14 protein-coding genes (1 of these 14 running past the window's edge) are annotated in these 17173 nt (G+C 57.0%); 12 read left to right on the forward strand and 2 right to left on the reverse strand.

Annotated elements, in window-relative coordinates; all coding sequences use genetic code 11:
* Window positions 1-38 precede the first annotated feature (38 nt).
* From cdaA to LDN04_RS08715, 4 genes are all read left to right on the forward strand, one after another.
* Window positions 39-1451, forward strand: a complete 1413-nt coding sequence (gene cdaA, locus LDN04_RS08700; protein ID WP_223908925.1) for a diadenylate cyclase CdaA — start codon at window positions 39-41, stop codon at window positions 1449-1451.
* Window positions 1452-1554: 103 nt separating this feature from the next.
* Window positions 1555-2592 (forward strand): C40 family peptidase, encoded by a 1038-nt coding sequence (locus LDN04_RS08705; protein WP_223908928.1) that lies wholly within the window; start codon window positions 1555-1557, stop codon window positions 2590-2592.
* Between the two features lie 62 nt (window positions 2593-2654).
* Window positions 2655-3068, forward strand: coding sequence for a (deoxy)nucleoside triphosphate pyrophosphohydrolase (locus LDN04_RS08710; protein ID WP_223908931.1), 414 nt, complete (start codon window positions 2655-2657; stop codon window positions 3066-3068).
* Entirely contained in the window at window positions 3046-4716 is a 1671-nt protein-coding gene (locus LDN04_RS08715) for a B12-binding domain-containing radical SAM protein (protein WP_223908933.1), read from the forward strand. The genes LDN04_RS08710 and LDN04_RS08715 overlap by 23 nt, the downstream gene beginning before the upstream one ends.
* Window positions 4717-4771: 55 nt before the next feature.
* Here LDN04_RS08715 and LDN04_RS08720 read toward each other — a convergent pair whose 3' ends face one another.
* Together LDN04_RS08720 and LDN04_RS08725 are read right to left on the reverse strand one after the other, a co-directional pair.
* On the reverse strand, window positions 4772-5185 hold the full coding sequence (locus tag LDN04_RS08720) for a hypothetical protein (protein ID WP_223908935.1): 414 nt from the start codon (window positions 5183-5185) through the stop codon (window positions 4772-4774).
* Window positions 5186-5287: 102 nt separating this feature from the next.
* The gene (locus tag LDN04_RS08725; RefSeq protein WP_223908937.1) at window positions 5288-8512 is read right to left on the reverse strand and encodes an AsmA-like C-terminal domain-containing protein; all 3225 of its coding nucleotides are present in this window, start codon (window positions 8510-8512) and stop codon (window positions 5288-5290) included.
* A 137-nt stretch (window positions 8513-8649) separates the two neighbouring features.
* Between LDN04_RS08725 and smc the strand changes: the two genes are divergently transcribed.
* The 8 genes from smc to LDN04_RS08765 form a co-directional block, all read left to right on the forward strand.
* Window positions 8650-12180 (forward strand): chromosome segregation protein SMC, encoded by a 3531-nt coding sequence (gene smc, locus LDN04_RS08730; protein ID WP_223908938.1) that lies wholly within the window; start codon window positions 8650-8652, stop codon window positions 12178-12180.
* Window positions 12181-12266: 86 nt separating this feature from the next.
* Window positions 12267-12626: a roadblock/LC7 domain-containing protein gene (locus LDN04_RS08735; RefSeq protein WP_223908940.1), complete on the forward strand. Its 360-nt coding sequence runs from the start codon at window positions 12267-12269 to the stop codon at window positions 12624-12626.
* A 1-nt stretch (window position 12627) separates the two neighbouring features.
* Window positions 12628-13650 (forward strand): signal recognition particle-docking protein FtsY, encoded by a 1023-nt coding sequence (gene ftsY / locus LDN04_RS08740; protein WP_223908942.1) that lies wholly within the window; start codon window positions 12628-12630, stop codon window positions 13648-13650.
* A gap of 55 nt (window positions 13651-13705) precedes the next feature.
* On the forward strand, window positions 13706-13882 hold the full coding sequence (locus LDN04_RS08745) for a cell division protein ZapB (RefSeq protein WP_223908945.1): 177 nt from the start codon (window positions 13706-13708) through the stop codon (window positions 13880-13882).
* 11 nt (window positions 13883-13893) lie between these two features.
* Window positions 13894-14169, forward strand: a complete 276-nt coding sequence (locus LDN04_RS08750) for a cell division protein ZapA (protein ID WP_223908948.1) — start codon at window positions 13894-13896, stop codon at window positions 14167-14169.
* A gap of 335 nt (window positions 14170-14504) precedes the next feature.
* The gene (locus LDN04_RS08755; RefSeq protein WP_223908949.1) at window positions 14505-15068 is read left to right on the forward strand and encodes a 5-formyltetrahydrofolate cyclo-ligase; all 564 of its coding nucleotides are present in this window, start codon (window positions 14505-14507) and stop codon (window positions 15066-15068) included.
* Between the two features lie 27 nt (window positions 15069-15095).
* Complete coding sequence (rny, locus tag LDN04_RS08760) at window positions 15096-16658, forward strand: ribonuclease Y (protein WP_223908950.1); 1563 nt, start codon at window positions 15096-15098, stop codon at window positions 16656-16658.
* Window positions 16648-17173, forward strand: partial view of a TIGR00282 family metallophosphoesterase gene (locus LDN04_RS08765; protein WP_223908951.1) — the 5' portion only. 263 nt of this gene lie beyond the right edge of the window; the window shows 526 of its 789 coding nt (coding positions 1-526); it begins with the start codon at window positions 16648-16650; its stop codon lies beyond the right edge, outside the window. Before rny ends, LDN04_RS08765 begins: the two co-directional genes overlap by 11 nt.

Raw genomic sequence — 17173 nt, forward strand, 5'->3', positions numbered from 1 at the left:
TGTCTTGCAACAAAGACCAACGGCCGTAAAGGAAATCCGTGTTTCCCTATATCCGTGTCCAGGACATAATTGACATCATCATTATGAGCTTTCTGGTCTACCAGCTTTACAGCTGGTTCAGGAACACCAAGGCCATGCAGGTGGTGATCGGGCTCGGCTTTCTTGGCGCCCTCTATGTGGTGACCAAGAACCTGGGGCTCTTCATGACCAGCTGGATCCTCCAGGAGCTGGGGACGGTGTTGTTTGTCCTTCTGATCGTTATCTTCCAGAGCGAGATACGACAGGCGCTCTACCGATTCAGTCTGCTCCGCAACCTGTTCGACCGCCAGGAAAACTCTGCCCAGCTTGATTTCATGGATATTGCGAACACCGTTTTCTCCCTGGCTTCCCGGCGAACCGGTGCCATCATCGTTTTCCAGCGCAGAGAGCCGCTGGATGAATATCTGCTGCATGGTGTGCAGGTGGACGGCCTGGTGACCGCCCAGCTTATCGGAAGCATCTTTCTCGACGGTACTCCCCTGCATGACGGTGCAGTGCTCATCCGTGACGGCCGGGTGATTCAGGCGTCCTGCCATCTCCCCCTTTCGGCGAATTCAGACCTCCCCCAGTATTACGGTACCCGCCACCGGGCAGGGCTTGGACTTTCCGAACGATCCGATGCAACTGTGGTCATTGTGTCTGAAGAGCGAGGCGAGGTTTCCCTTGCGCTGGCCGGTGAACTCCTTCCCATTGCCACCCCTGAGCAGTTGAGCGAAAGGCTCCATGCACTGCTGGCCCCCCCCTCTCAGGAAATTAGGAAAATTCCCTGGCGCCGCCGTCTGTTCGGCAATCTGATGCCGAAGCTGGCGACGGTTCTATTGGTGGTGGTCTGCTGGCTGCTCATTACTACCCGGGAGGGTGGAGTCATAACGGTCGCGGCGCCGATCAAGTACCACAACCTTCCGGAGGGACTTGCCCTGACCCGGACGACGCCGGAAGAGGTGGAGGTACAGCTAAAATTCATCAGCCGCCTTATCCCATCACCGAAGAATCTGGATGTCGTCGCCGATCTGGATCTGGCAAGCATTCGTGAAGGAAACAGTCAGTTGGCGGTTAAAGGGGATAATTTCCAGTTGCCGACCGGGGTAGTGGTAACCGGGGTTAAGCCGTCGGTAGTCCGTGTTATGACCGAGAAAAAAATCCGCAAAATGGTCCGTATTCGAGTAAAGACGGTGGGAATGCTTCCCGGCCAATTGCACATAAAAAGGCTTACGAGTGAACCTGGGACGGTGCTGGCCGAGGGGCCTGCCCATATGTTAAGCCAATTGGAGAGTGTTGCCACTGAAGAAATCGACCTATCCGCAATCCATCAAAGCACGGTGGTAGAAAAACGTCTTGTGATGCCGTCTCCTCAGCTTCGCGTGCTGCAAGATGAGCCGGTAAAGGTACGGGTGAATGTCGTCGGTCGTTAACCCTTTGATTTGGCAGATTTCCTGCATGCTTGACAAAAGCGGCTAGTTGTTATATAAAGGTGCGCGCATTTGCCATTTTTTTAGAACAATGAAAGGAGGGGGCATGAAAAAAAGCAGCACATTCGTACTGGTCTGCCTTCTATTTCTGATGACCTTCCCTTCGCTTGTCTTTGCTGCAAAGACGCACCGCGTCAAGCGAAATGAAACCCTGCAAGCTATTTCAAAAAAATATCACGTTTCCATTGCTGATCTCAAGTCCGCCAACAATCTGGTACACAATCAAGTAAAAAAGGGTGATACCCTGGTCATTCCCCCCCGGTCTGCTGCTGCCAGCGGCAAAGCAAAGGCTGTTGCCAGTACATACCGGGTCAGGAAGGGTGACAATCTGGTGCGGATCGCCAAGAAAACGGGGGTATCGGTCAGCGAGTTGCAGAGGCTCAACCCACGTGCTAAAGCCCGGATGAAGGCTGGCCAGATGCTGGTGCTGCGGGATGCCGAAGCGGTCGAGGATGCCAAGCCGCGTGTCGCCAAAGCCGCCGGCCTTTACCTCAAGAGTAACGACTTGTTCAGCGAGAAGGATTACGAACAGAGTTTGGCGGACTTGACCGAGGCCGACCCCTCAAAACCGGTGGATCTGACCAAAAACCTGGAGCTTAAAGCCGACAATGTCAAGCTCCTGAAAACGAAAGCCTACGGTTTTCTCGGGACGCGCTACCGGTTCGGCGGCAGCAGTCGCAACGGAATCGACTGCTCCAGTTTCGTCCAGCAGGTGTTCCGCGAGATGGAAGTTTCCCTTCCCCGCACCGCCCGCGAACAGTTTGAGGTAGGAAATGAGGTCTCCCCCGGGGATCTGCAGAAGGGGGACCTGGTCTTTTTTCGTACCTATGCCCGATTCCCTTCCCATGTTGGCATCTATCTGGGGGGCAACAAAATGATCCACGCGTCGTCGCGCGACCGGCGTGTGGTGATTTCTACCATGGATACTCCCTATTATCGATCTCGTTTTCTCGGCGCCAAGAGGATCGGCAAGATTAACCCGCAGGTCTTCAAGTGGGATGACCTGCTCTCCGGCGTAGAAGAAGAGACGGCTGACGACGCCTTGGCAAACGACGCTCTCGGCCTCTCCCTCAATAATAATTGAGGTGGGGGCGGCAGTTGTGCTGAAAAATCCGGTCTCTGACCGGATTTTTTTTTGAGGTGATCATGCTTCCGCTTCTCGTGACGGCTGCCCTTATCGAACAGGGAGGGAAAATACTTTTGACGCGCCGGCGGGCAGACGTTCCCTATCCCAACCTCTGGGAGTTCCCTGGTGGCAAACTCGAACCGGATGAGGACCCCCGTACCTGTATTGCCCGGGAAATTCTTGAAGAACTGGGGATAACAGTGACGGTTGGGCCGGTCTTCGATGTAATTTATCACCGGTATCCGGAACGTACCGTGCTCGTCTTGGTCTACCGTTGTTTCTGGATCGCCGGAGAGGTCGCGGACCTGGAGGTTGCAGAACACCGCTGGGTACTGCCGGCCGACATCGCGGGCTATCGTCTATTGCCTGCAGACATGCCTCTGTCGGAAAGGATCTGCAGAGAGTTTGCCTATGAGGATACTTCTCGCCTATAAAACCACCGGCCGTACTGCTGCCGACCCCTATACGTCACTTCTCCCCGTCGGACTGGGCTCCATCTGTGCGCTGCTCCGGCGGGAAGGGATAACGGCGAGGCTTGCCAATTTTTCTCCCTTTTCTTGGGAGAGAACCGAAGCCTTGCTGGCCGATGAAAAACCCGATCTCATTGGAATATCCCAGTTCACCCATAACCGCTTCGCAGCCCTGCGACTGGCCGAACTGGCAAAGCGTATGAATCCCCTGTGTCATGTCGTGCTGGGGGGGCCCCATGCGACCCACAGAAGCCGGGAACTCCTGGCCGGTTTCCCCCAGGTTGACGGGGTGGTCCTCGGGGAAGGTGAGGAGACGTTTCTTGAGCTTGCCCGCCATCTGCAGCAGTCGGGTGCGCGGGATCTGACTGCAATACGCGGGCTGGCATGTCGTCGCAGGGGTGAAATCGTCGTTACGCCACCCCGTCCCACCATTTCCGACCTCGATACTCTCCCTTCCGCCGTATCCTGTTACGATGATGCCATCGGGGTTGACCGGCAGCGCCAGATGGAATTCATCATCACCTCACGGGGGTGTCCCGCCACCTGCCGCTTCTGTTCTTCTCCCCTATTCTGGGGGCGAAGCCTCCGTTTCCGTTCCCCTCGGGCCATCGTCGATGAATTACGAACTATCCGTGACAAGTACGGACTCATCTACTTTTCCCTGCGTGATGATACCTTTACCGCGGACCGTCAACGTGTACTTGAATTCTGTCACCTGCTCGTGGAGGAGCGTCTCCATATCCTATGGAACTGCCAGTCCCGGGTTACCAGCGTGGACGAGGAAATGCTCAGCTGGATGAAGCGGGCTGGCTGTGAGTGTGTTCAGTACGGTGTGGAGTCAGGTTCGGAACGGATACTGGCGTCCCTGGGCAAACGAATCACTCCCTCCCAGATCCGGCAGGCGGCAGCGGCCACACGCAGGGTCGGCCTGCACCTCTCTATTTATCTCATCACCGGGGTTCCCGGCGAAACCGACGAGGACCTTCAGACGACCCTGCGACTCATTGACGATATCAAACCCCATGACGGGCAAGTATCGCCGCTGGCCTGTTACCCCGGCACCAGCCTGTTTGCAGATATTGTTACGTCGGGTGCTTGCTCATCCGACATGTTCGAAAAGGACCACCGGGAGGCATTCTATCTTCGGGACGATCCCTTTGTCGCCCTCTCGACCCGAAAGCTCCTCGGCCGTCTGACGCGAACAGCAACCCGCAGCAGATTTCGGCCGGCCGATTTTGCCGCCCAGAAAAGGCTGCTGGGGTTTTGCCACGCGACCAATCTCATGTCAGGGGAGCAGTATGAAGCAGAAGGGAACAGATTTCGGGCGGAACGAGAATATCGAGAAATAATCGAACGGCAGCCGGATAACCCGTGGGGGTGGCTTGCCATCGGTGAGATGTATGGTGGGCTGGGGGAAGTTGCCGAGGCGGAGGAGGCATTTCGTTGTGTGCTGGAGTTAGTTCCCGCCCATGCGCCTGCCTGTGTGGCGTTGGGGGAGCTGTGCCGACTGCGTGGCGATAGGCACCAGGCCGAAGCCTGGTATCAGCGGGCATTGAGCCTTGCTCCCGGTGAGCCGACCGCCCTGGCAGGACTCAAGCTGCTGGCGAAATAAAAAGGCGAAACCGATCGGTTTCGCCTTGATAATAAAAATGAAATAAATATCCGCGTTAGTTTACATGCAGGCCCGGAGCGAAGATAATCTTGTCGAAGGTTCTCTTCAGAGTCTTGCTCTGGAAATTGACCATCGGCGGAGAGTCGGGGAACTCTACAACATCGCCCACCTTGACCTTGGTCTGCATGACCGCTACCCACAGCTTCTGCCCTTTCTCTTCCACTTCGATGTAGGTATAGCCAGCAGCATCCATGGTCTGCACAACTTTTCCCTTGTGACCGACGCCAGCCGGAATTTCCTGGGGCTTGAGACCAGCATGGGGATCACCACCGCCGGGTTGGGCGGCTGGCATCTGCTGGGCAGGCATGCCACCTTGGGGAGCCATGCCTTTGGGGGCTTCTTCCTTCTTCTGGCAACCGGCGGCCGCAAGTGCCATGACTGCAAGAACCACCACTACTGTTTTTTTCACGGGTATCCTCCTGATGAGTTGTTGTGACCATTGAGAAAAATAGCATACACGGCAATTTTTTGACAATAAAAAATTTTGCTTAGCATGAGAAACTTATCATAATTATTTCCCCATGATGACTTCGCCGGTGTTGGTTATCAGCTTGGCGGGGAGTTGGAAAATCCTCTTGAAGATGTCGAACACCCCCTTGGCCATGGAGTCGATGGGGATGGCCGTGACGTCAGGATCATCGATGTTCCCCTTGGCAACAAAATAGGCTGAGACGAGGGTTCGCTCTTTTCCCGTCAGGATCCATCCTACGATGGGAATCCTGCTTACTACCTTGTCAACCGTCTGGAGAGGCTGGGTGCCGATGGTGACGTCGAGTTCTTCTTTGACCAGATTGATATTGCCCACGACCGAGATGTTGATGGCGTTGCTTTTTATGAACAGGTCACGTGTGGAAACGATGCCGTCACTTACGGCAAGGGTGCCGGTGATCTCGTTAAAGGGCATGCCGCCTGAAACCATATCCGGGAGCTGGAATTTCAGCAACTGGGAGACGTTGAGAATGGAGAAGACCTTTGAAAGGGTGGCAAATTTGCGTAACAGACCTTTTTTTACGTGGACACGGGTTGAGCCGAGGGATGTCCGCAGGATTTCGTCGGCCGTTTTCCCCTTGGCGGTGAGGTCCCCTTGCATGGAAATGCTTCCCGTTATTTCCTGCCGTTTCATGCCAATCGCCTGGGCAAGCAGTTCTGCTTTTGCATTATCGATGGTGTAATTCGCCTGGTACCGGGGTGCGCCGTTCAGGCCGAAATCGATCCGGGCCTTGCCGGCGACAGTTCCTCCAAAGGCGGCCATCCCAACCTGCTGCAGATAGAGAATATAATTTTCGTAGAAGACGCTGGTATGGAGCTGTTGGAAGGGAAGATCCAGGAACCTGCCGGCGTTGGCGTCGACCGTGGCCTTCAGTTCAAGGCGGGTACGGGGGGTGTTGTCCCTTTTGAGGGGTTCGAGTCCTGCCAGCATGATAATGTCGTCGACATCCAGATACGTGGATGCCACGGTCAGGTCGAGTTTGGGATTGCGCAGGTCCTGGACCGTCCCCTTAACGGTGAGGGACGTGTTGTTGAGTTTGGTCGTGAGAGACTTGATCTGGAGGCTGTTGTTCTTGAGATCGATACTCCCCTCGACCCCGGTCAGTTTTACCTCCTTGTGGGGTACGCCGAAACCCAGGTCGGTCATGTCGAGCAGTGGCGAGAAAAAGGTCAGATTGAGGGTCGGATTGCTGAAGCCCGCCAGCTTTCCCTTCCCGTAGATTGTTGACGTGCCGAGCCGTGCAGTGAGTTGGGATGTTTCCAGGTTGTCACCGTTGAAATTGATGGTCCCGGAGAGGTTGCTCACGGGGCGGATGGTTTCAGACGGTTTAAAGGCAAATCCGTTGAAGGCGATGCTGCCGTTCCAGGAGAGCTCTTCGACGCTCTTTTCTCTGCTCGCGGCACGTACCGATGCCTGGAGTGATCCAACCGGTTGGTACGTGCGTACCTTGGGCAGCATGCCGGCCACTTCCTGGATGGGGAACGGGTTGGATTTAACGGCCAGTTCCAGTCGGGGGGTGCCGGCATAGCGGTAAACGGCGCTGAGTGCCAGGTCCATCGGTGCGAGCCGGTAGCGGAGGAGGCTGATTCTTGCCTCCTGCTTTGAGAGTGTCCCCGTTACGGAAAGGGTATTGGCACGCCCCATGGGCTTGCTGATAATGTCCGGGTAGCTGTAGGCGGCCTGTCCCAGGGACCATTCCCCCGTCAACCGATAGTCGCTGGTAAAGCCTTCCCCGGTCAGGCGGAGAGGCGCCTCTCCGCTGAAAGTCATTTTTTTGCCCCGTTCCGGCCCGAGCAACCAGGCCACTTCCGCTTGGCGCGGCTTAATGGACATGGTGAAGGGATAGCTCGACGGGGTGTCGAGGGGATAATCGGCAATCTTCCCCTCAAGGGTGAAGGGGGAGGCGCCGAAGTTGCCGGCCATGCCGATGAGGTTGAAGTTTTTGCCGCGCATTTCCAGGGTACCGCTGATTCCATTGAAGGTGGGGACCTGCGGGCCATAGGTGACGAGTCCCTGCTGCACCCGCCCCTTTATGAAAAGGACATCGTAGTTAGTCCCCCTCTCCATGTGGAGAATCTGGCTGACCCGTCCATCGAGGTGGCCGTCGTCCAGTTTGTAGATGCCACCCTTGATGTGCTGCTCGATGAAGTCTGCGGTGTCCTTGACGATGATGCCGTAGGGTATGTACTGGGCGAAATACTGCAGGTTGAACTGGGAGGTGACCGCTCGTGCTGTTATGCGCGGATCGCTGGTATGGATGTCCCGAATTGCGCACCCTCCCTTGACGTTCAGGGCGTCTACCGTAAGATCGAGCTCCTTGACGTCGACATCCCGCGGGGTAACCGTCATATCGTAGGAAAAATGAAGGTCCTTCGGGGTGAGGACCGCGTGAAACACCTGGGGATAATCGAAGCGCAGGCCGGCAATCCGTATTTTCCCCCGGGAGGTGAAGTCGACAACCTTCCCCTTGAACGTGCTGTCCAGGTCGATCCGAGCCAGGATCTGACGAAACGGTACGTAGCTGCTGTAATAGGGCCAGTAGGGGGTAGCGTTAAGGTTTTTCCCCTTGACGGTGATGTTTATCGTTGTGTTGCTGAGGGGCTTCCCTGCCGAAGGGATAGTGACCTTGCCGTTGAGGGCGAGGCTTCCCCTGAGTCCATTGTCCAGAACCGTGGTAGCGAGCTTGATGGTGCAGGTCTTGCCCCGGCCCATATGATCAAGGTTGAGATCGGTATCTTCAAGGAGTGTGATAACTCCCTGGGGGGCGACCGCCAGATCGGTAAAGCGGATGTGCCCTTTCAGAAGATGTATCCCCCTGACCTGAAGCGGGACTCCCTCTGGCTTCTCTTCCAGGAGGTCGCTGATGTTGAAGCGGCCGTCCCGGTTGCGGACCAACTCAATGGCCGGTCTCTCCAGCACCAGATCACGCAGCACGACCTTTTTCTCCAGAAGCGGCAAGAGGGCAACCTTGATGGTCAGGCGGTCGGCACTGAGGAAGGTTGCGGTGCCGTCCTTTTCCCTGACCACAACCTTGGTGAAGGTAAACGTCGGGAGGATGTGAAAGGAAAACTCGCCCTTTTCGTAGAGTACCTGGCGGTTGAGTGACTGCTGGACCTGTGCCAGAATCTGATCTCTGTAGCTGTCAAGATGGAGTAGGCGGGGAAGGATGAGGGCGGCGCCCCCCACCAGCAGGAGCAGAATGGCAAGCGATGCGAGGAGGTAGGATTTCTTGAGGATTATCCGCATGGAGGAGATTATAGATGATTTCCCGCGTACTGTAAATTAAAGGTTGCCGGGGGGACGCCAGCCCTGTCGCCAACCCCGGTTCCGCACCATCTTTGCCTTTACATTAATTCCCCCACTCTGCTACTATACGGCGGTTTATGAGAATCAAACGTCTAGAGATACTCGGTTTCAAATCCTTCGTGGAGAAAGTCTCCTTCGACTTCACCGAGGGGATTACCGCGATTGTCGGGCCGAACGGTTGTGGCAAGTCCAATGTGGTCGATGCCATACGCTGGGTAATGGGGGAGCAGTCCGCCAAAAATCTGCGGGGCCGGCAGATGGAGGACGTCATCTTCGGCGGCAGCGAGTTTCGTAAGCCGCTCGGGATGGCGGAGGTTTCGCTGGTCTTTTCAACCGAGGACGGCCGCGTGCCGGCCAGATATCTGGACTACAGCGAAATTCAGGTGACCCGGCGGCTCTACCGGGATGGAACGAGCGAATACTACCTCAACAAGACCCCCTGCCGTCTGCTGGATATTTCCGAACTGTTCATGGATACCGGTGTCGGGGCACGGGCTTACTCGATAATTGAGCAGGGAAGGATCGGTATGATCCTTCTTGCCAAACCGGAAGAACGTCGCTTTCTCATCGAGGAAGCGGCCGGTGTGACCAAATTCAAGTCACGCAAGCAGGTTGCCCTCAAAAAGATCGAGGCGACCCGGCAAAACCTGCTCCGGATCGGTGATATCGTCGCGGAGATCCGGCGACAGCTCAATTCTCTCCAGCGTCAGGCGAAAAAGGCGGAAAAGTTCCGGGAATACCGGGAAGAGCTGAAGGAAATTGACCTCCGGGGGGCCGTCCGACAGTATCTGACAGTCACCGACGAAAAAGAGCGGCTTGCCGGCGAGCTGGCGGAACTGAATACGGCAGTGGCAGCCCTGGCCCAGCAGTTGGAGCGCGGCGAACTGGCTCTGGAGGAGCGACGCATTGCCCTCCTCGAGGAGGAAAAGACTCTCACCGCGGCCCAGGAGGAGATCTTCCGTGCCAAGGGGGAGATGCAGGCCTGCGAGAACCGGCTGGAGTTCCAGCGCAAGGAGCAGCTCAACCTTGACCGGCACCGGGAGCGCTTTGCGGGGGAATTGGAAAGTCTTGCCAAGCAGCTGTTCGAAGCGGAAGCGGAGCTGAAGATGCTGGGGGACAGGAAGGGGGCTTTCGCGTCCGAACTGGCCGACGAGGAGCAGACCCTCCAGGATAAGGAGCGGGAACTCGAAGAATTCACTGCGGCGGAAGGGAAGCTTGCGGCACAGCAGGAAGAGTCTCGCCGGGAGCTATTTTCGGTCCTGTCCCAGGTCGCTCAGCAGAGCAACATTCAGGGGGGGGCTGCCAAACGGCTTGAGGCACTGGATGAGCGGTTCGAGAGGAGCCGTCGGGAAGACGCCATGCTCAGGGAAAAGCTGGCCGAGGCGAGTCGGCATGTGGAGGAACTGGGCCTGTCTCTCCAGGTGCTTGCCACCAGCAAGGCTTCGCTGGTGGATGAGCAAGCCCGTCTGAAGGTGAGGGAAGAAGAGCTGAAACTCCGTCTGAACCGGCTCGACGACGATCTGCAGAGTGCCCGCAATGACCTGAGCAGCAAGGGGTCCCGGCTCCATTCCCTGCAGGAACTCGAAGCCCAGTTTGCCGGCTATGGCCAGGGGGTTCGCTCCCTGTTCCTTTCGGAGCTTTTCAAAGGGCGTTTCGACGGTGTCGTAGCGGATTTCCTCGAGACGGACGAGGAATGCGAGGCTGCGCTTGAAGCGGTGCTGGGGGACCGTCTCCAGTGTGTACTTGGCGGAGGGGAACCGGCAGTGGGGGATGCCATTGTCCACCTGCAGGAAACCGGTGGCGGCCGCTGCAGTTTTCTCCTGGGAGGAGCCGATGGAACGCCGGTCGGGCCAGTTCCCCGCACCATGCCACGCCTTCTCGACCGGGTCAGGATAGCCGACCAGTGCAAGGAGCTGATTGCCCCCTTGCTGATAGGAATTCACCTCGCTCCCGATAGGGCGACCGCCATCGAACAGACGCGGCGTTATCCCCATCTGACCTTTGTCACCCTGAGTGGCGACGTTGCTGCCAACGGGGGAGTTGTGACGGGGGGAGCACTGGAAGCCGTTACCCAGGGGTTGGTGCACAAGAAGCGGGAGATCAAGGGTTTGTCCGTCGAGGTAGAGCACCTTGGTACCAGGGTTCTGGAACTGGAGGGGGAGCGGGAACAGCTGCGGCGGGAGATTGCCGCTGTCGAGGAGGGAGAGCGCAACCTCCGTCAGCGGCTACACCAGGCGGAGATAAACCTGCTCAACGCAGAAAAGGATCTGCAGCGGGTGCGGGAGGATCAGCAACGTATCGAGGAGCGGCTGACAATCAGGGGTATGGAGGATGGGCAACTGGCCGAGGAACGGGCGGCACTGGAACGGGAGCTTGTCTCAGCCGGAGAGCAGAGAGCGACGCTTGAGGCGCGAAAAGTTGTGCTGGAAGAGGAATTGGCGGCGGTGCAGGAAACCCTGGTTGCGAGACGACAGGAAATCGAAGGTGCCCGGGAACGGGTGACCGCCATGAAGGTCCGGTCAGCTGCGCTCCGGGAGAAACGCGAGTCCAACTTTCGCGCAATCCGGCGGGTGGAGGAGCTTGGCAGGGACCTGCAGGGACGTATTTCCTCCCACGAGGAAGAATTGAATAAATGCGTGGTGGACCGGGAGCGAATGGCCGAGAGTATCGGCGCCAGCGAGAAAAGTCTGCAGCAGTTCCTGGCCCGGCAGTTGGAGGCCGAGGCTGCCCATACTGCTGTCCGGGAAAAGTACGAGGCGGAGTCTGTAGTAGTGCAGGAGGATGAGGCTGGCCTCAAGGGGGTGCGTTCGCGCCATGAGGCGTCCCGGCAGGCCCAGGCAGACGCCAACCTCAAATTCTCCGAATTGACCATGGGGGTGCAGCACCTGGAAAACTCGCTCCATGACCGGTACCGGCTGACCATGGTGGAACTGCTTCCCCTGCACCGCGATGCGGAGTTCGATGTGGCCGAAGACCAGCGGCGCCAGGCGGAGTTGCAGCGGCTGGTAGACGAGATGGGGGAGGTGAATCTGACCGCCATCGATGACTACCGCGAGCTTGAGGAGCGTTTTTCCTTTCTTTCCACCCAGAAGAAAGACCTGGAGGAGTCCCTCCATGGCCTGCAGCAGGCGATACAGCGCATCAACCGGACCACGCGGAAGCGCTTTCTCGAAACATTTCAGCAGGTCAATGCCAAGTTCCAGGAAGTGTTCCCGCGGCTGTTCTGTGGTGGCCGGGCGGAGTTGCGGCTGACCAACGAGGAGGACCTGTTGGAAACCGGCATCGACATCATCGTTCAGCCGCCGGGGAAGAAGCTTCAGAACGTGACTCTGCTCTCCGGCGGGGAAAAGGCGTTGACTGCGGTGGCGCTCATTTTCTCCATTTTTCTCATCAAGCCGTCTCCCTTCTGTCTGCTTGACGAGGTGGACGCTCCCCTCGATGATGCCAACATCGGCCGTTTCAACGACATGGTGCGGGAGATGACGGCTTTTGCCCAGTTTATCATGATCACCCACAGCAAGACCACCATGGCCGTCGCCGACACGCTCTACGGCGTTACCATGGAGGAGCCGGGAATCTCGAAACTGGTATCGGTGAAGTTGAACTGAAAACAGGGACCAGGAGCTGATCCCAGAAAATTCTGCGCGGACGTGGCTGTTCCCCGGTCACCATCACCGCCTTCAAGGAGCCGAAGGTGCCGTTCAAGACAATCCTTAGAGAACTGGTGGAGACTGTTCCCGGTGCCAGCGGAGCCATACTGGCGGACTGGGAGGGGGAGGCGGTGGAGCAGTACTGCCATTATGACGATTTCGAGCTGAAGGTACTGGGTGCCCACAAGGGGATTCTTCTCAATCATTTCAAGGAACTGCATGCGGGGTTATCGACCGGCGATCTGGAAGAGGCGATTATTACAACCGCCACCCAGCATGTTATAGTCGGCACTATCGGACCGGATTACTCGCTGGTGATGACGCTGAACCGGAATGCCATTCTCGGCCAGGCTCTCTACTATTTTCGCCAGGCACTGAAACGGCTGACCAAGGAGATATGCTAGGATGGCAGAGGAACAAAAGGGATTTTTCCGCGGGCTGATGGGGAAGCTTGTCGGTGGCGACGCCCAGCCTCAGGAAACGGTGATACCGCCTGCTTCCGAACCCGAAGTGCGCCCCGGGTTTTTCGAGCGGCTCAAAAAAGGGCTTTCCAGGACCCAGGAAAACCTCATCGGGCGCATCGATACACTGCTTCTTGGCAAGAAACAGATCGATGCTGATACTCTGGAAGAGCTTGAAGAGATCCTCCTCACTGCTGATATCGGGGTTGCCACGTCGGTCGAGCTGATACGAGCCCTTGAGCAGCGCCTGAAGCGGAACGAACTGCAGGACGGAGAAGCCCTCAAGCGGGCACTCCGGGAGGACATCCTGGCGCGCCTGGAGAAATACGCCGCGCCGCTTGACATCAACACCTCCACCCCTTTTGTCATTGTGGTCATCGGGGTGAACGGGGTCGGCAAAACCACCACCATTGGTAAGCTGGCCAACCGCTATGCCATGTCCGGCAAAAGGGTGCTGCTGGCCGCAGCCGACACGTTTCGGGCCGCAGCCGCCGAGCAATTGGAAATTTGGGGGGAACGGGCCGGTGTTGATGTGATCCGTCACCAGGAAGGGGCGGATCCATCGGCGGTCGTCTTCGATGCCTGCAAGGCCGCTCTTGCCCGGCAATGCGATCTGCTGATTATCGATACGGCGGGACGGCTTCATACGAAGGTCAACCTCATGGAGGAGATGAAAAAGATTAGGCGTGTGGTAGGGCGTGAAATTCCTGGTGCGCCTCACGAAACCCTGCTGGTTCTTGACGCCGCCACCGGCCAGAATGCAATTTCTCAGGCGAAGCTGTTCAAGGAAGCTGCTGAGGTTTCTGGTGTCGCCCTTACCAAGCTGGACGGTTCGGCCAAAGGGGGAATCGTGGTGGCCGTCAGTAATGAGTTCCAACTGCCGGTCCGGTACATCGGGGTGGGGGAAGGGGTTGACGACCTCCGCGACTTCGACCCGCAACAGTTTGTGGCGGCCCTTTTCCAATAATTACCTTGACTTTTGAGGGGTTGTCCCCTATTATCGCTCGCGAAAAGAGTCTCGCATGGATATACAACTTATCGGTGAACTTGAGCAGCGGGTGGTCAGTCTGCTTGATGGCTATACCAGCCTGAAGCAGGAAAACCTGCAGCTCCGCGAGGAAAACCGCCGGATGATCGAAGAGCGGGAACTACTCAAGCAGCGGGTCGATGCGATTCTCCGGAAGCTGGAAGAGGTATAACGCCGTTGATCGTGTCCCATCGTATCTGTATCATGGGAAGGGAGTTGCAGGTAAGAAGTTCGGCCGCTCCCGAAACAGTCAGTGAAGTCGAGTCGTTTGTCAATGCAAAGCTGGCGGAGGTGTCGGCGGCAGTACAGGGCGGAGATACGCAGGTAGTTGCGATTCTCGCTCTCATGAATATAGCTGAGGCCTACCTTGCTGCTGTGCGGGAGCGGGACAGCCTCACGTCACAAGATGAGGCGACGGTCCGTCGACTCCTTGGGCGGATCGAGCAAAACCTCAGCTGAGGGTTCAGGTCTCTTCAGGGAGACTTCATATATACAAAAAGTTCGGGGTAGGAACGTTTTACCAGTCTCAACGCGGTAGGTTGTGTTTCTGTTGATAGCATACCCGTTTTGCTGATAGGTAGTCTGTAAGAGCATGTTCAATTGCTTTCGAAGGTGTTCAAGAACGTCGCTTTGCTTTTCTCGTATCCGCAGCCTGAGCTGAGCGGCTCTACCTAACAAGCCCGTCGAGATTCCCCCCCCGAACCGATCCCCCCTGAGGACCATTCCACCGGGCCACGGCCCACACTGTTCGTATGTGTATCGCGTTTACCCTGCAGTACAGCGTGTGAGGACCCATGCCGAAGAGGAATCTCCGGCAGCAGATGCTTGCCCGGCGCAGGTGTCTTGACGTTGCCGAATACCAGGCCGCCAGTCTTCGTGTACAGAGAGCCTTTTTATCCACCTCCGAGTTCGGGAGAGCGGCTGTCCTGGCGCTCTATGCACCGGTGCACAATGAGGTGGATACCTCGCTGGTGCTTTCGACTGCACTGGATAACGGTAAAAAGGCGCTCTATCCCGTTGTCACTGGTTCTTCCCTGGAGTTCAGGCTGGTGACCGGAAATGAGGATTTCCAGGCAGGGGCTTTCAGTATTCGGGAGCCGGCGGTCTCTTGCCCTGTTATGGCAATAGGAAAAGCGGACATAATCGTCGTTCCTGGTGTGGCCTATGATCTTACCGGGCATCGGATCGGCTATGGTAAAGGGTTTTACGACAAGGCACTGCATCAACTGGAAGGGGAGGGGCATCTTGTTGGGTTCTGTTTTGACTTCCAAGTGGTGGAAGCCCTTAAGGACGAGCCGCACGATGTGAGGATGGATCTGATAATCACCGACCGGAGGGTTATTCGCCCTCGGGATTGATCATAGAAGACGGGGAGGTACGTTACAATGGGTATTGAAATTGTCATACTAGCTGTTCTGGTCGCAGCGGCAGCCGGTTTTTTCATCGGCAACCTACTGCGTAAGAAAATGTCGGACTCGTCGGTTGCCAGGGCTGAGGAACAGGCAATCCGCGTCATGGACGACGCCCGCCGCGAGGCAGAAACGGTCCTCAAGGAGGCATCTCTTCAGGCTAAGGATGTTGTGTACCAGGCCAAGGCCGATTTCGAACGGGACACGAAGGACAAGCGACGCGACCTGCAGGCACTGGAAAAGCGCCTGCAGCAAAAAGAAGAGAACCTCGACAAGAAGATGGCCCTCTATGATCAGCGAGACGCCGATTTTGTCAAGCGGGAACAGACGCTGCTCAACCGGGAGCAGGCGCTGACCCAGAAGGAAGAGAAAATTGGTCAGTTGATAGATGAGCAGCTTCGGAAGCTGGAGAATATTTCCGGGATGTCTTCTGCCGAGGCGAAGAAGACGCTTATGGAGACCATGGAAAGCGAAGCCAAACTGGATGTGGCCAAGCGGATCAAGGCCATCGAAGAGGAGGCGCGGGAGACTGCCGACAAGAAGTCGAAAGAAATCATGGCATTGGCCATCCAGCGTTATGCCGGTGAGTACGTGGCTGAGCGGACCGTATCGGTGGTGGCGCTCCCCTCCGACGAAATGAAGGGGCGGATCATCGGTCGCGAAGGGCGAAATATCCGTGCGCTGGAAGCTGCAACCGGTATCGACCTGATCATTGACGACACTCCTGAGGCGGTCATTCTGTCCGGTTTCAATCCGATTCGTCGCGAAGTTGCCAAGATTTCCCTTGAAAAGCTGATTGCCGATGGGCGTATCCATCCAGGACGGATCGAAGAGGTGGTTGCCAAGGCGGAGGAAGAAGTTGAACTGGCCATCAAGGAGGCGGGGGAGCAGGCAGCCTTCGATCTGGGAGTGCATGGAATCCATCCTGAAGTCCTCAAGCTGATCGGCCGCCTCCGGTACCGTACTTCCTACAGTCAGAACGTCTATCAGCATTCCTTGGAGGTTGCATTCCTCTGTGGCATCATGGCTGCCGAACTGGGGATTAACGTCAAGCAGGCGAAGCGCGCAGGTCTCCTCCATGACTTGGGGAAAGCGGTGGACCACGAGGTGGAAGGGTCCCATGCAGTCATCGGGGCAGAGCTGGCGAGGAAATACGGCGAGTCGCCAAAAATTGTCCACGCCATCATGGCCCACCACGAAGACGAAAAACCCTCAACGGTGCTAGCTGTTCTGGTTCAGGCTGCCGATGCCCTCTCCGGAGCCCGTCCCGGCGCCCGGCGCGAGATGATGGAGACTTACGTCAAGCGTCTTGAAGACTTGGAGCGGATTGCCACCTCATTTGCAGGCGTCAGCAACTCCTTTGCCATCCAGGCTGGCCGGGAAATCCGCGTCATGGTTTCCAGCGAGCAGGTGACCGACGAACAGGCCGTGGTTCTTGCCAAGGATATCGCGAAGAAGGTGGAGGCGGAGATGACCTACCCAGGCCAGATCAAGGTTAACGTGATTCGGGAGACCAGGGCCATCGACTATGCCCGTTAACATCCTGTTTATCGGTGATGTGATCGGAAAGCCGGGGCGCCAGGCTGTATCCCGGGAACTGCACCGCTTGGTGGATCAGTATCGGCTGGACCTGGTCATTGCTAATGGTGAAAATGCAGCGGGGGGCTTCGGCATTACGGAGGAGACCGCCAAGGATCTGTTCAAGAGCGGTATCCATCTCCTGACCTCCGGCAATCATATCTGGGACAAAAAGGATTCACTGGAATTCATCACTCGTGAGGAGCGTCTGCTCCGCCCTGCCAATTATCCACCGGGAACTGCCGGTCAGGGGAGTACGGTGGTGAAAACTCCCGGCGGGGTGAAGGTAGGGGTGCTCAACCTTGAGGGGAGAGTCTTCATGAACAACCTGGACTGCCCGTTCCGTATGGCAGACCGGGAAATCGCCCGACTCAGGGAAGAAACCCCAATTATCTTCGTCGATTTCCATGCTGAGGCAACCTCGGAAAAGACCTCCCTCGGCTGGTATCTTGATGGCCGGGTCAGTGCGGTGGTCG

It is taken from the genome of Geobacter sp. AOG1, assembly GCF_019972315.1.
Lineage (GTDB): Bacteria > Desulfobacterota > Desulfuromonadia > Geobacterales > Geobacteraceae > Geomobilimonas.

Excerpts from the sequence above, each read along its gene's own strand:
- LDN04_RS08745 (WP_223908945.1), top strand. The coding sequence starts at position 13,706 with ATGGATATACAACTTATCGGTGAACTTGAGCAGCGGGTGGTCAGTCTG.
- LDN04_RS08755 (WP_223908949.1), top strand. The coding sequence starts at position 14,505 with ATGCCGAAGAGGAATCTCCGGCAGCAGATGCTTGCCCGGCGCAGGTGT.
- ftsY (WP_223908942.1), top strand. The coding sequence starts at position 12,628 with ATGGCAGAGGAACAAAAGGGATTTTTCCGCGGGCTGATGGGGAAGCTT.
- rny (WP_223908950.1), top strand. The coding sequence starts at position 15,096 with ATGGGTATTGAAATTGTCATACTAGCTGTTCTGGTCGCAGCGGCAGCC.
- LDN04_RS08710 (WP_223908931.1), top strand. The coding sequence starts at position 2,655 with ATGCTTCCGCTTCTCGTGACGGCTGCCCTTATCGAACAGGGAGGGAAA.
- LDN04_RS08705 (WP_223908928.1), top strand. The coding sequence starts at position 1,555 with ATGAAAAAAAGCAGCACATTCGTACTGGTCTGCCTTCTATTTCTGATG.
- LDN04_RS08715 (WP_223908933.1), top strand. The coding sequence starts at position 3,046 with ATGAGGATACTTCTCGCCTATAAAACCACCGGCCGTACTGCTGCCGAC.
- smc (WP_223908938.1), top strand. The coding sequence starts at position 8,650 with ATGAGAATCAAACGTCTAGAGATACTCGGTTTCAAATCCTTCGTGGAG.
- LDN04_RS08725 (WP_223908937.1), bottom strand. The coding sequence starts at position 8,512 with ATGCGGATAATCCTCAAGAAATCCTACCTCCTCGCATCGCTTGCCATT.